The organism is Rhizobium esperanzae, from assembly GCF_002204185.1.
Lineage (GTDB): Bacteria > Pseudomonadota > Alphaproteobacteria > Rhizobiales > Rhizobiaceae > Rhizobium > Rhizobium esperanzae.
The window spans coordinates 171442-184498 of sequence record NZ_MXPU01000002.1; the positions used below are offsets into that span (position 1 = coordinate 171442).

General features: G+C 61.5%; 12 protein-coding genes. 4 read left to right on the forward strand and 8 right to left on the reverse strand.

Features of this window, described 5'->3' with window-relative positions; all coding sequences use genetic code 11:
* The first annotated feature begins 9 nt into the window (after positions 1-9).
* Positions 10-825 carry an amino acid ABC transporter permease gene (locus tag B5E41_RS03185; RefSeq protein WP_088391002.1) on the forward strand — a complete coding sequence of 272 codons (816 nt, stop codon included), beginning with the start codon at positions 10-12 and terminating at the stop codon, positions 823-825.
* 243 nt (positions 826-1068) lie between these two features.
* On the forward strand, positions 1069-2478 hold the full coding sequence (gene leuC, locus B5E41_RS03195) for a 3-isopropylmalate dehydratase large subunit (protein WP_088391004.1): 1410 nt from the start codon (positions 1069-1071) through the stop codon (positions 2476-2478).
* A 107-nt stretch (positions 2479-2585) separates the two neighbouring features.
* Here leuC and B5E41_RS03200 read toward each other — a convergent pair whose 3' ends face one another.
* Together B5E41_RS03200 and B5E41_RS03205 are read right to left on the reverse strand one after the other, a co-directional pair.
* Positions 2586-3416, reverse strand: coding sequence for an aldo/keto reductase (locus B5E41_RS03200; protein WP_088391006.1), 831 nt, complete (start codon positions 3414-3416; stop codon positions 2586-2588).
* A gap of 131 nt (positions 3417-3547) precedes the next feature.
* The gene (locus tag B5E41_RS03205; protein ID WP_088391008.1) at positions 3548-4069 is read right to left on the reverse strand and encodes a L,D-transpeptidase family protein; all 522 of its coding nucleotides are present in this window, start codon (positions 4067-4069) and stop codon (positions 3548-3550) included.
* Between the two features lie 168 nt (positions 4070-4237).
* Here B5E41_RS03205 and B5E41_RS03210 point away from each other — a divergent pair, with 168 nt between their 5' ends.
* Both B5E41_RS03210 and B5E41_RS03215 read left to right on the forward strand, forming a co-directional pair.
* A complete protein-coding gene (locus B5E41_RS03210; protein WP_011427159.1) occupies positions 4238-4921 on the forward strand; it encodes a response regulator transcription factor in 684 nt (227 codons plus the stop codon).
* Between the two features lie 137 nt (positions 4922-5058).
* Positions 5059-5514 carry a cyclic nucleotide-binding domain-containing protein gene (locus B5E41_RS03215; protein WP_064805547.1) on the forward strand — a complete coding sequence of 152 codons (456 nt, stop codon included), beginning with the start codon at positions 5059-5061 and terminating at the stop codon, positions 5512-5514.
* A gap of 6 nt (positions 5515-5520) precedes the next feature.
* Here the strand turns inward: B5E41_RS03215 and B5E41_RS03220 are convergent, their stop codons facing one another.
* The 6 genes from B5E41_RS03220 to tesB all read right to left on the reverse strand — a co-directional run bounded on the left by B5E41_RS03220 (position 5521) and on the right by tesB (position 13050).
* Complete coding sequence (locus tag B5E41_RS03220; protein ID WP_088391010.1) at positions 5521-6324, reverse strand: exodeoxyribonuclease III; 804 nt, start codon at positions 6322-6324, stop codon at positions 5521-5523.
* A 100-nt stretch (positions 6325-6424) separates the two neighbouring features.
* Positions 6425-7093, reverse strand: a complete 669-nt coding sequence (locus B5E41_RS03225) for an outer membrane lipoprotein carrier protein LolA (protein ID WP_064805551.1) — start codon at positions 7091-7093, stop codon at positions 6425-6427.
* Positions 7094-7228: 135 nt separating this feature from the next.
* Positions 7229-9901 carry an FtsK/SpoIIIE family DNA translocase gene (locus B5E41_RS03230; protein WP_088391012.1) on the reverse strand — a complete coding sequence of 891 codons (2673 nt, stop codon included), beginning with the start codon at positions 9899-9901 and terminating at the stop codon, positions 7229-7231.
* Positions 9902-10149: 248 nt separating this feature from the next.
* Positions 10150-11577: an ammonium transporter gene (locus B5E41_RS03235; RefSeq protein WP_088391014.1), complete on the reverse strand. Its 1428-nt coding sequence runs from the start codon at positions 11575-11577 to the stop codon at positions 10150-10152.
* 27 nt (positions 11578-11604) lie between these two features.
* Complete coding sequence (locus tag B5E41_RS03240) at positions 11605-11955, reverse strand: P-II family nitrogen regulator (protein WP_003543684.1); 351 nt, start codon at positions 11953-11955, stop codon at positions 11605-11607.
* 210 nt (positions 11956-12165) lie between these two features.
* Positions 12166-13050, reverse strand: coding sequence for an acyl-CoA thioesterase II (tesB, locus tag B5E41_RS03245; RefSeq protein ID WP_088391016.1), 885 nt, complete (start codon positions 13048-13050; stop codon positions 12166-12168).
* Between the last annotated feature and the right edge of the window lie 7 nt (positions 13051-13057).

The window sequence follows — 13057 nt, forward strand, 5'->3', positions numbered from 1 at the left end:
AGATCGCAGATGGCGCCACAACCATCCCCGCGACATGAGAAGGACGACCGTCCCTGGTGGCTGGCCGTCCTTCTCTTGATCGGCATCGTTCTCGCCGTCGTCATCATCACAAACGACATTTACACCCAGGTCTTCCGCACCGTGGTTAATGGCGTCGGCGTCACTGTGTTCGTGACGCTCGTCGCCTTTGCCCTGGCAACGGTGCTCGGTCTCGGCATCGCGCTGCTTGGCCTGGCGGACAGCGTCGTGCTGCGCCAGATCGCCCGCTTCTACATCGAGATCATCCGCGGCATCCCGATGCTGGTGCTGCTCTTCTACGTCGCCTTCGTCGGTGCCCCCGGTTTCGTCACAGCCTATAACTTCATGATCACACCCCTGGTGAAATCAGGCGTTACGGAACCGATCCTGGTGCGCGACCTGTCGCTGATGTGGCGGGCCATCATCGCGTTGATGATCGGCTATTCCTCCTTCATTGCCGAGATCTTCCGCGCCGGTTTCCAGTCCGTCGATATCGGCCAGATCGAGGCGGCAAAGTCGCTCGGCCTGTCGCGCTACCGCCGCTTCCGGCTCGTCGTCTTCCCGCAGGCGATCCGGGTCATCCTCCCGCCGCTCTCCAACGATTTCGTCTCGATGGTGAAGGATTCATCCCTCGTCTCCGTCCTCGGTGTCGCCGACATCACGCAGATGGGCAAGGTCTATGCCTCCGGCTCGTTCCGCTTCTTCGAGACCTATTCGATCGTTACCTATATCTATCTGATCCTGACGATCGGCCTGTCGCTGGCGCTGCGGCGGATCGAGAAGAAGATGAAGCAGATGCCGCGCTGAGCCACATCACGATTCGAATTGCCGTTTCGATCAAAAATCGCTATATCAGCGCCATGGAATCCAAGTTCAGTTGCATTGGCGCGCATATTTTCGTGCTGCAGGATCATTATCGCCTGCCGGCGCGGTTCTTCGCATGCGTCTCCGGTGCGCTCAACAGCCGACTTCGTTGATCGAATGACGGCCGGCGGAGCCTGATCCGCTTTTTTCCGATTTTCCAAAGCTTCCAAAAACGGACTTACCGCCATGAGCGCACCGCGTACCCTCTACGACAAGATCTGGGACGACCACCTGGTCGACGAGCAGGCAGACGGCACCTGTCTTCTCTACATCGACCGGCACCTGGTCCATGAAGTCACCTCGCCGCAGGCTTTCGAAGGCCTGCGCATGTCCGGCCGCAAGGTCCGCGCCCCGGAAAAGACGCTCGCCGTCGTCGACCACAACGTTCCGACCTCGGCCGATCGCCATCTCGGCATCAAGAACGAGGAAAGCCGCATTCAGGTCGAGCAGCTCGCCAAGAATGCCGCCGAGTTCAACGTCGAATATTATTCGGAAAACGATAAGCGCCAGGGCATCGTTCACATCATCGGGCCGGAACAGGGCTTCACCCTGCCGGGCATGACGATCGTCTGCGGCGACAGCCACACCTCCACCCATGGCGCCTTCGGCTCTCTCGCCCACGGCATCGGCACGTCTGAAGTCGAGCACGTTCTCGCCACCCAGACGCTGATCCAGAAAAAGGCCAAGAACATGCTGGTGCAGGTCGACGGCCAGCTGCCGGCGGGCGTCACCGCCAAGGATATCGTTCTGGCCATCATCGGCGAGATCGGCACCGCAGGCGGCACCGGCTACGTCATCGAATATGCCGGCGAAGCGATCCGTGCGCTGTCGATGGAAGGCCGCATGACGATCTGCAACATGTCGATCGAAGGCGGCGCCCGCGCCGGTCTCATCGCCCCTGACGAAGTCACCTTCGAATATATCAAGGGCAAGCCGCGCGCGCCGAAGGGCGAAGCGCTGGAACAGGCGATCGCCTATTGGAAGACGTTGAAATCAGACGAAGGCGCTCATTTCGACCGCGTCGTCAAGCTGAACGCCGCCGAACTGCCGCCGATCGTCTCCTGGGGCTCCTCGCCTGAGGACGTCGTCTCCGTCCAGGGCATCGTGCCGAATCCGGATGAAATCCAGGACGAAACGAAGCGTGCCTCCAAGTGGCGTGCGCTTGACTATATGGGCCTGAAGCCGGGCACGAAGATGACCGACATCGCTGTCGATCGCGTCTTCATCGGCTCGTGCACCAACGGCCGCATCGAAGACCTGCGCGCCGCCGCCAAGGTCGTGGAGGGCAAGACCGTCGCCTCGACCGTCAACGCGATGATCGTTCCAGGTTCCGGCCTCGTCAAGGAACAGGCGGAAGCCGAAGGCCTCGACAAGATCTTCAAGGCCGCAGGTTTTGACTGGCGTGAGCCGGGATGCTCCATGTGCCTTGCCATGAACGATGACCGCCTGAAGCCGGGCGAGCGTTGCGCCTCGACCTCGAACCGCAATTTCGAAGGCCGTCAGGGCTTCAAGGGCCGCACGCATCTCGTCTCCCCGACCATGGCCGCCGCCGCCGCGATCGCCGGGCACTTCGTCGATATCCGGGAATGGAACTGACCCGTCCGGCGGAATGAAAGATAAAGCCGCCCGATGCGTCTCAGCGCATCGGGCGGTTTCTTATTGGAGCGCCGACAGCCGATCGACGGTATTCGCGCAATCGGCGATCAGAAAGCCGCCGTCATCGGATCCGGCCCCATGCGGGCGCCGGCAGTGTCGAGCTTGGCGATCGCCGCCATGTCGTCGGCATCGAGCTTGAAGTCGAACACCTGGAAGTTCTCTTCGATGCGCGATGGCGTGACCGATTTCGGGATGACGACGAGGCCGGTATCGATATGCCAGCGGATGATGACCTGGGCCGGCGTCTTCCGATGCTTGTTGGCGATCGCGCCGATGGCCGGGTTCGAAATGAACTTGCCCTGGCCGAGCGGGCTCCAGGATTCGGTGACGATATCAAGTTTCTTGTGAGCTTCCTGGGCCGCCCTCTGCTGGAAGTCGGGGTGCAGCTCGATCTGATTGATGACCGGAACGACGCCGGTCTCGCCGATGATGCGTTCGAGATGTTCGGGATAGAAATTCGACACGCCGATCGAGCGAGCGCGGCCCTCGTCGCGGATGCGCACGAATGCCTTCCAGGTTTCGGTGTAGAGGCCGCGATGCGGCGACGGCCAGTGAATGAGATAGAGGTCGACATGGTCGGAGCCGAGCTTCTTGAGGCTGCCGTCGAAGGCGCGCAACGCATTGTCGTAGCCCTGGTCGGTATTCCTGAGCTTGGTGGTGACGAAGATATCCTTGCGGTCGAGGCCGGACGAGCGGATACCTTCGCCGACACCCTCTTCATTGTCGTAACCAGAAGCCGTGTCGATATGCCGATAGCCGGCGGCAATGGCAGTGCGTACCGTTGGCGCGGCAATCTCCTGCGGCGTCTGCCAGACGCCGAGACCGACCTGGGGAATGGAATGTCCGTCATGGAAAGTGATGATGGGTTGTGGGGTCACAATATATCTCCGGGCGCTTGAAGAATTGGACGAGGCATGGATTGCGCCCGCACCTGCGGACGTCCCGGAACGCATTTCAGCCGGAGCGTCCGGTCACCGGAACCATATAGGTGGCGGCATCCTGAAGACAATCAGACGACCCGGACAATCGTCCCCCTTCGAAGGTGAGGCAGAAGGCGGCGCATGTCACGCAGGCTTACAGCCACGCAGCCGGCCGTCGGCTCGTAGCCCGGCTTGATGAGATGGAAGAAGATCGCCGAGCCGCGATGGCGCGCCCGCGAGGAAATGTTCCAGTCCATGACAAGGCAGATATCGTAGAGGCCGTCGCTGCGCCGCATCTGCTCATGACTTGCGCCGAATGGCGCCCGCACGAGGCGGTTGTAGTTGGCGTTGCCGGGCTGGTCGCACCAGAGCATGTCTGCGCGGATGCGGCGAATGGGAAGCGAAGTGGTGAGTTGACCGTTCCGTTCACCGCGCCGGAAACCGGAAATCAGCCGCATCGCGGCAATCGGCGTGGCGCCGTCGCCCTCGCGTTTGAGGATGGTACGGCCCGAACGACCGATGGCGGCAGGGACGGTGATTGCCCCGAATCGGACGATGGCGCGGCTCTTGCGCCCTGGCGCGGGGCGCACCACGATCGTCGATGGCCGCATACCCCGGCTCCGCCTTGCTTTTTCCATTTTTCTCGCATGTCTTGCATTGCCTGAGGCCTTGATTGAAATCATATGAAAACCTGCGCGGCAACAGCCCCGCCGGCCGATCCTTGCCAAAGCTGCAATTTGGCGTAGGACTAGGGGACTTAACTTTGAGGACGCAACGGCATGACCGCACGCACCATTCTTCTGGTGGATGACGACGAGGACCTTCGTCAGACCCTGACGGAGCAATTGTCGCTTTATGAGGAATTCACGGTTCTGCAGGAAGCCAACGCCGGCAAAGGCGTTGCGACCGCCCGTTCGACGCCGGTCGACCTCTTGATCATGGATGTCGGCCTGCCCGATATGGACGGCCGCGAAGCGGTGAAGCTCCTGCGCAAGGGCGGCTTCAAGGCGCCGATCATCATGCTGACCGGCCACGATACCGATTCGGACACGATCCTTGGCCTCGAAGCCGGGGCCAACGACTACGTCACCAAGCCCTTCCGCTTCGCCGTACTGCTGGCGCGCATCCGCGTGCAATTGCGCCAGCACGAGCAGAGCGAAGATGCGACTTTCACCGTCGGCCCATACCTCTTCAAGCCGAGCCAGAAGCTGCTCACCACCGACAATGGCCAGAAGATCCGCCTGACGGAGAAGGAAGCGGCGATCATCCGCTATCTCTACCGCGCCGAACAGAAGGTCGTCACCCGCGACGTGCTTCTCGAGGAGGTCTGGGGTTATAATTCTGGTGTAACGACGCACACGCTGGAAACCCATGTCTACCGGCTGCGCCAGAAGATTGAGCGGGATCCCTCCAACGCCGAAATTCTGGTGACGGAAAACGGCGGCTACAAGATCATACCCTAGAGCATTTCCGTTTTTCCGAATCGCGGAGATGTTCTGTCTCTTTGTTTTCACCCAGTTCCCGGCAAAAGCGTTTCACGCTTTGCCTGGCAAAACCGCCAGGCACTTTTGCTGGAATTGCTCTAAGGCGAAAAGCCGGCATGGCGCTGACCGACGACATTCATCTACTTTCCCGGCTTCCGCTGTTCAAGGACATGAGCGAGGACCAGCTGAGGCTAATCGCCTTCGGCGCCGACCGGCGCATGATCGCCGCCGGCCAGATGCTGTTCCGCCAAGGCTCGCCGGCCGAGAGCGCCTACGTCGTCTTGAGCGGCAGCCTGGAACTCAGCACGACGAGCAGCGACGGCATGCAGCGGGCGGAGGCTGTCGCCGGACCGGGAACACTGATTTCGGAGCTGGCGCTGGTCACCTTGGTGGAGCGCAAGTTCACCGCGATCGCGCGCGAGGACACGAGCATCATCCGCATCACCCGCGCCCTCTTCCATCGGCTGCTCGAGGAATATCCCGATGCGGCCCGTCTGATCGAAAACCGCATCCGCGACAACCTCGCCGAGCTTGCAGCCAAGGCGGCAAGCCAATTTCACCGCTTCAGCTGATTGCCGTCAGAAATCGAAATGCGCCGTTACCGGCACATGGTCAGACGGCCGGTCCCAGCCGCGCGCCTCTTTCAGGATCTCGATCCGCTGGAGATGCGGCCCGAGATCCGATGACGACCAGATATGGTCGAGCCGGCGGCCGCGATCGGCAGCCTCCCAGTCCTTGGCGCGGTAGCTCCACCACGTATAAAGCTTCTCGCTGGCCGGCACGTGCTGGCGCATGAGATCGAGCCAGGCGCCGCGCTTCATCACCTCGAGCAGCCCGTCGGTTTCGACGGGCGTATGGCTGACGATCTTCAGCAGTTGCTTGTGCGACCAGACATCGTGCTCCAGCGGTGCGATGTTGAGGTCGCCGACCAGGATGGCGGAGGTGTTGGCCTCGCCATTGGCTTTCAGGAGCTTCATCTCCTCGATGAAATCGAGCTTGTGGCCGAATTTCGGATTGATCATGCGGTCGGGCTCGTCGCCGCCGGCAGGGACGTAGAAATTGTGCAGCCGCACACGGCGGTTGCCGCGCTCGAATACCGCCGATATGTGGCGGGCATCGCCGACGCCGCAGTAATCCTGCCGGTGATCCTCCGTCAGCGGAATGCGCGAGGCGATTGCGACCCCGTGATAACCCTTCTGGCCGTGGATGATGATGTGATCGTAGCCCATCGCCCGCAAAGGTGCTGCCGGAAAGAGCTCGTTCGGCACCTTTGTTTCCTGCAGGCAGAGAATGTCAGGCCTGTGTTTGAGCACGAGTTGCTCGACGATCGGCATGCGCAGCCGCACCGAGTTGATGTTCCAGGTGGTGATCGAAAAGCCCATGCCCCTGCCCTTTCACACTTTCATGAAAGGGCTTTAGAACAAAGGCGGACAGGAGGAAACCGGGAGCGTGCAAAAGCCTCAGGCGATCAACCGAAAACCCTCAGTCGCGTGAAGCTGCCGTACCCGGAATGCTCTCGTAGGGCACCCGGAAGACGCGGTCGTCGAACTGCACACCCGTCTTGACGTTGAAGATCATCACCGACGTATCCTTGCCCTGGTTGTCGGTGATCGTCCACTGGCGCAGATCATAGGTCTTCGGATCGAACATCATGGTGATCGTCGAGTTTCCGAACACCGTATTGTTGCCGAGCGCGATTGTCGTCAGGTCCGACTCCTCCTTCACGCCCTTCACCATGCCGGCCGAAAGGTCGATATGCTGCGCAAGGAGCAGGCTGAGCGGAGTCTTCGAGAGCGGATAGAGATCCCACGTCTTGAGCTTCATATTGCCGATGGCGACATTCTTGCCGTCGGCAATCACCCGCATCGGCGACGGATCGTCGTAGTTGAAACGCAGCTTGCCGGGACGCTGGATGAAGAACTTGCCGCCGGTCTGTTCGCCGCGCGGACCGAACTGGACGAATTCGCCCTGCATCGTCGTGACGCCGGAAAAATGATCGGCGATTGCCTGTGCCGTGCCGGAAGCGGGCGCCGCAGCCTGTGCGATGGCGCTCAAGGGGACGGCACTCGCCATCGCAGCAACGGCGAAAGCGCCGAGAAGATCGCGGCGCGTCATCGCCAGGCCGGAGAGGAAAGAATCGGAGTTACGCATCTAAATCTCCTTTATGCGATCTGCATGCCGCTCAAAGGCGGCGTCTTCAAGGCGTTGCGATCGGCGCGCGAAAACGGCGTTGATGCCACCGTGTTTCCGCCAAAGCGGCCACATCAGAAATATATGGCGCTCGTCTCAGCGGTCGAGGATGTCGCCCTCGGTCGGCACGAGGATTTCTCGTTTGCCGGCATGGTTGGCCGGCCCGATGATGCCTTCCTTCTCCATGCGCTCGATCAGCGAGGCGGCTCTATTATAGCCGATACCAAGTCGGCGTTGGACGTAAGAGGTCGAAGCCTTGCCATCGCGCAGCACGATGGCGACGGCCTGATCATAGGGATCTTCCGAATCCGAAAGGTTCGACGTGCCGGCCGGACCGCCGCCGCCATAATCGCCATCCTCGTCGTCATCGGCGGTTATCGCATCGAGATATTGCGGCGAGCCCTGCGTCTTCAGGTAGGAGACGATCTCTTCCACCTCGACATCCGAAACGAACGGGCCGTGGACGCGCTGGATGCGCCCGCCGCCCGCCATGTAGAGCATGTCGCCCATGCCGAGCAGCTGTTCGGCGCCCTGTTCGCCGAGAATGGTGCGGCTGTCGATCTTCGAGGTGACCTGGAAGGAGATGCGGGTCGGGAAGTTCGCCTTGATCGTGCCGGTGATGACGTCGACCGACGGACGCTGGGTCGCCATGATCACGTGGATGCCGGCCGCACGCGCCATTTGCGCTAAGCGTTGCACCGCGCCTTCGATGTCCTTGCCGGCGACCATCATCAGATCGGCCATCTCGTCGATGATGACGACGATATAGGGCATCGGCTTGAGGTCGAATTCCTCGGTCTCGTACATGGCTTCGCCGGTGTGGCGGTCGAAGCCGGTCTGCACGGTGCGCGAGATCACTTCGCCCTTCGACAGCGCCTGTTCGACGCGCGTGTTGAAGCCGTCGATGTTGCGCACGCCGATCTTCGACATCTTCTTGTAGCGCTCTTCCATCTCGCGCACGGTCCATTTGAGCGCGACGACGGCCTTCTTCGGATCGGTGACAACAGGCGAAAGCAGATGCGGAATGCCGTCATAGACCGAGAGCTCGAGCATCTTCGGGTCGATCATGATCAGCCGGCACTGTTCCGGCGTCATGCGGTAGAGCAGCGACAGGATCATCGTATTGATGGCGACCGATTTGCCCGAACCGGTGGTGCCGGCAACGAGCAGGTGCGGCATCTTGGCGAGGTCGGCGATGACCGCTTCGCCGCCGATCGTCTTGCCGAGCGCCATGGCGAGCTTGGCCTTGCTGGCGTCGAAATCCCGCGACGCGATCAATTCGCGGAGAAAGACGGTCTCGCGTGTCTGGTTCGGCAGTTCGATGCCGATCGCGTTGCGGCCGGGAACGACAGCGACGCGGGCGGCAATGGCGCTCATCGAGCGGGCGATATCGTCGGCCAGGCCGATGACGCGCGACGATTTGATGCCGGGCGCCGGCTCCAGTTCGTACAGCGTGACGACGGGGCCCGGGCGGACGTGAATGATTTCACCCTTGACGCCGAAATCCTCCAGCACACCCTCGAGCATGCGGGCATTCTGCTCCAACGCATCCGCCGACAGTGTTGAATCGCGCACCACGTTCCGTGGCTCGGCGAGCAAGTGCATCGAGGGAAGCTGGAAACCCTCGGGACGAATGAACGAGCCCTGCGCTTCCCGCTCGACACGGGCGCCGGGCTTCGGACGCGTGATCGCCGGGACGACGCGAGGTTCCGGTTTTGCGGTGGCTTTTGCCGGCGCACGGATCATCCAGTCGTCGTCATCCTCGTCGGGCAGAATGTCGGCCGGACGCGGCGGCATGTCGGTATCGAAGGGCGGATCGTCGTCCTCATCGTCGTCATCGATGGAAAGCGACGGCGCGGCGACGACGCGGCGGGGCGAAGTCGAACGCGGCTCCATCGATGGCTCCAGGCGCTCGCCGCGAACGGCCGGCGCTTTGGCGCGGACCGGTTCGTTCAGCGTGCCGAATTCATCGTCGTTGAAATCATAGGGCGATTCGAAATCGCCCTGGCGCCGCTGGCGCGGTCCCATGCCGAACAGCCGGCGCAGCCGGCCCTGGCTCATGAACCAGGCATGCGTTATGGCGCCGCTGAACGCAACCCAGCGCGATTCGTCCTCGTCCTCGTCTTCGTCTCCGACCACCCGCGCCTTGCTTGTTGTCTCGACGTAATCGTCCTCGATTTCGTCATCGGCGTCACTGCGGCCGACGAGGCCTGACGCGAAGAGCATCATCCACGCGGTCGGCACGGCAAAAATGCAGCCAACGGCCATGGCGAAGGTGCCGGTGGGATAGGCACCGACGAAGAGTGCGGGAAAGCGCAGGATCATGTCGCCGACGACGCCGCCGATACCGTTCGGGATCGGCCAGGTGAGCGGCGGCGGAAAACAGCCGATGACGGCGGAAGACAGAATCGAACCGGCCAGCCAGGCGCCGATGCGGGCGGGGATGCGGTTGAAGCTGCGGCCCGAGATCATCGTCAGCGCCCAGGCGACGATCGGCAGCATCGACACGACGCTGGCAAGCCCGAGGAACTGCATGACGATATCGGCAAAGGCAGCGCCGCTGTAGCCGAGGATATTCGTCGGCAGGTTGGCGGTGGCGTAGGAATAGCTCGGATCGGCGACGTTCCAGGTCGCCAGCGCCGCGACGCAGAACGCCAGCAGCAGAAAGATCGCAAAGCCGATGAGCGCCTGGATCTGCCGCAGCATGAATGCCGAGAAGGAGAACCGATCCGGACGGCCATCCATCGCCGGCGACGTGCTTCTTGCCATGTGTCTAACCCGTCCACTGCCTGAGGGCATGCGAATCACCGAAGCTTCGCCATGCCAAAATGCGTCCGCTCCATCTAACCAGAACGAGGTTAAAGCGATGTTAACCATGCGTGCCGGGAGGCGCATCCACCCCAGAAAAGAAAAAAGCCCGAACCTTGGGAGGTCCGGGCCAAATGCGGCTTATGGTTAGATAGGCCGCGACGGGCCGTGAAGCGGCGCCCGTCTGCCGGGCGCCGCAAACTTTATGATCAGGAGGCGTGGTAGGCGGCTTCGCCGTGGGTCGAAAGGTCGAGACCTTCGCGCTCGGCTTCGACGCTCACGCGCAGGCCGATGACGACGTCGACGATCTTGTAGAGGATCGCCGAACCGATGCCCGACCACAGGAGGGTCGTGAGAACGCCCTTCGCCTGGTTCAGGACCTGGGTTGCCGTGCCGGCATAGGTGGCGGCGAAATCAGCCGTCGAATAGTCGACGATGCCTGCACCGCCCAGCGCCGGGTTGACGAGGATGCCGGTGCCGAGAGCGCCGATGATGCCGCCGACGCAATGGACGCCGAAGACGTCAAGGCTATCGTCATAGTTGAACTTGTTCTTCACCACGTCGACGAAGAAGTAGCAGATCGGCGAGACGACGAGGCCGAGAACGATCGAGCCCATCGGGCCGGCAAAACCAGCGGCCGGGGTGATGGCGACGAGGCCTGCGACAGCGCCGGAAGCACCGCCCAGCATCGAGGCCTTGCCACGGGCAAGGCTTTCGACGATGCACCAGGACACCGCGGCGGCAGCCGTCGCGACGAAGGTGTTGATCATCGCAAGCGATGCGTAGCCATTGGCCTCGAGGTTGGAGCCGGCGTTGAAACCGAACCAGCCGACCCACAGCAGCGAGGCACCGACCATGGTCAGCGTCATCGAATGCGGAGCCATGATTTCCTTCTTATAGCCCGTGCGCTTGCCGAGCATGATGGCGCCGACGAGACCGGCGATACCGGCATTGATGTGGACGACCGTGCCGCCGGCAAAGTCGATTGCGCCGTAAGAGAAGATCAGGCCGGCCGGTGCGCTGTAGGAGCTCGGGCCGCCCCAGAACCAGACCATGTGCGCCATCGGGAAGTAAATGAAGGTGACCCACAGCACGACGAAGAGCATGACGGCCGAGAACTTGACGCGTTCGGCGAAGGCGCCGACGATCAGGCCGGGCGTGATGCAGGCGAAGGTCATCTGGAAGACGATGAAGGTGTATTCCGGAATGGCGACGCCCTTCGAGAAGGTTTCGGCGAGCGACGATGTGTTGACGCCGGCAAGGAAGGCCTTGGAGAAACCGCCGATGAAGCTGTTTAGCGAGCCGCCGTCGGTAAAGGCGAGCGAATAGCCGTAAGTCACCCAGATCAGCGACACGACGGCCGTGATCATGAAGACCTGCATCAGCACGGAGAGCATGTTTTTGGCGCGTACGAGACCGCCGTAGAAAAGCGCAAGGCCGGGGATGGTCATCAGAAGGACGAGCGCCGAGGAGACGAGCATCCAGGTATTGTCACCCTTGTCCATGGTGAAGGCAGGAGCAGCGGCGGCAGCGGCTGGCGCAGCAGTCTCCTGCGCAAAAGCGACGGCCGGCGCAAGAAGCGCGGCCGATGCTGCGCCGATGCGCGCAAAGGTGGAAGAAAACTTCGAGATTGACATTGGAAAAAGCTCCTTGATCTGCCGTTCTTACAGCGCTTCTGAATCGGTTTCGCCCGTACGGATGCGCACGGCATGGTCGATCGAATAGACGAAAATCTTGCCGTCACCGATCTGGCCGGTCTTGGCCGACGCCGCGATGGCTTCGACCGCCCTGTCGACAAGTTCCGATGCAACCGCGATTTCGATCTTGAGCTTCGGCAGGAAGCTGACGGCATATTCGGTGCCGCGATAGATTTCGGTATGTCCCTTCTGGCGCCCGTAGCCCTTCACTTCGGTTACGGTCAGGCCCTGAATGCCGATCGCCGTAAGGGCTTCGCGGACCTCATCGAGTTTGAACGGCTTGATTATAGCCATCACAATTTTCATCTGGTTTCCCATCCTTCGTTATCCTCGGCGCGGAGCCGACTCTCCTTGCCGCTGACGTTCCTGAACAGCGACCGGCGATATACATTCAAAGGACGTGCCAGATTCGAAGCCGAAGTTAACTTATTGAAAAATAAATGTTATAATTGGAGGTGCCAATAAACAGGCAATTGACCGACCGATAAGCGCACAAATAATACGCAAATTTGCAAATATGCCTGTTATTTATTCATTTGCCTTTTTCCGAATCAATCCTTCTTGGGCGACGGATGCGATCAACACACCCGTTCGCGTGAACAGGCTCCCGCGAGTCAATCCCCTGGCGCCCGAAGCCGAGGGGCTGTCCTGCGTATAGAGCAGCCAGTCGTCGAGCTTGCAGGGCCGGTGGAACCACATGGAGTGATCGAGACTTGCCACCTGCAGGCTCTGGTCGAAGATGGACGTTCCGTGGGCATAAAGCGACGTATCGAGCAGTGTCATGTCTGAGAGATAGGCAAGCACCGCAGCCTGATAGAGCCGGTCATCGGGAACCGGACCGGTGGCGCGCACCCAGACGTCCTGCCGGGGGTCGAGCTTCCTGTCGGAAAAATAATGGGTCAACGAGACGGGGCGGATCTCGATCGGCCGCTCGCGCTCCCAGTATTTCCGGATCGCATCCGGCGCATGCGCGAGATATTGCTCCTTGATCTGCTGTTCGCCGAGCAGTTCTTCGGGCATCGCCACCTCGGGCATGGCGATCTGGTGGTCGAAGCCCGCTTCCTCCACCTGGAAAGAAGCCGACAGGGCGAAGATCGCCTTGCCGTGCTGGATCGCAACGACGCGCCGAGTGTTGAAGCTCGATCCGTCGCGGATGCGCTCCACCTGGTAGATGATCGGCACCGAGGGATCGCCGGGGCGCATGAAATAAGCGTGCAGCGAGTGCACGAAGCGCTCGGCCTCGATGGTGCGCTGCGCCGCCATCAGCGCCTGGCCGATGACCTGGCCGCCGAAGACCCGCTGCCAGCCGGCCTGCGGACTGCGTCCACGGAAGATATCGACCTCGATCGGCTCCAGGTCGAGCGTCGCAAGCAGCCTCTCCACCGCCGACGGTCCGTTTGTTTCGCGCGTCATTTTGTAT

Coding starts and splice junctions, on each gene's coding strand:
- leuC (WP_088391004.1), top strand. CDS start 1,069: ATGAGCGCACCGCGTACCCTCTACGACAAGATCTGGGACGACCACCTG.
- B5E41_RS03235 (WP_088391014.1), bottom strand. CDS start 11,577: ATGTCAATCTCGAAGTTTTCTTCCACCTTTGCGCGCATCGGCGCAGCA.
- B5E41_RS03225 (WP_064805551.1), bottom strand. CDS start 7,093: ATGCGTAACTCCGATTCTTTCCTCTCCGGCCTGGCGATGACGCGCCGC.
- B5E41_RS03230 (WP_088391012.1), bottom strand. CDS start 9,901: ATGGCAAGAAGCACGTCGCCGGCGATGGATGGCCGTCCGGATCGGTTC.
- B5E41_RS03220 (WP_088391010.1), bottom strand. CDS start 6,324: ATGGGCTTTTCGATCACCACCTGGAACATCAACTCGGTGCGGCTGCGC.
- tesB (WP_088391016.1), bottom strand. CDS start 13,050: ATGACGCGCGAAACAAACGGACCGTCGGCGGTGGAGAGGCTGCTTGCG.
- B5E41_RS03240 (WP_003543684.1), bottom strand. CDS start 11,955: ATGGGAAACCAGATGAAAATTGTGATGGCTATAATCAAGCCGTTCAAA.
- B5E41_RS03205 (WP_088391008.1), bottom strand. CDS start 4,069: ATGCGGCCATCGACGATCGTGGTGCGCCCCGCGCCAGGGCGCAAGAGC.
- B5E41_RS03210 (WP_011427159.1), top strand. CDS start 4,238: ATGACCGCACGCACCATTCTTCTGGTGGATGACGACGAGGACCTTCGT.
- B5E41_RS03185 (WP_088391002.1), top strand. CDS start 10: ATGGCGCCACAACCATCCCCGCGACATGAGAAGGACGACCGTCCCTGG.
- B5E41_RS03215 (WP_064805547.1), top strand. CDS start 5,059: ATGGCGCTGACCGACGACATTCATCTACTTTCCCGGCTTCCGCTGTTC.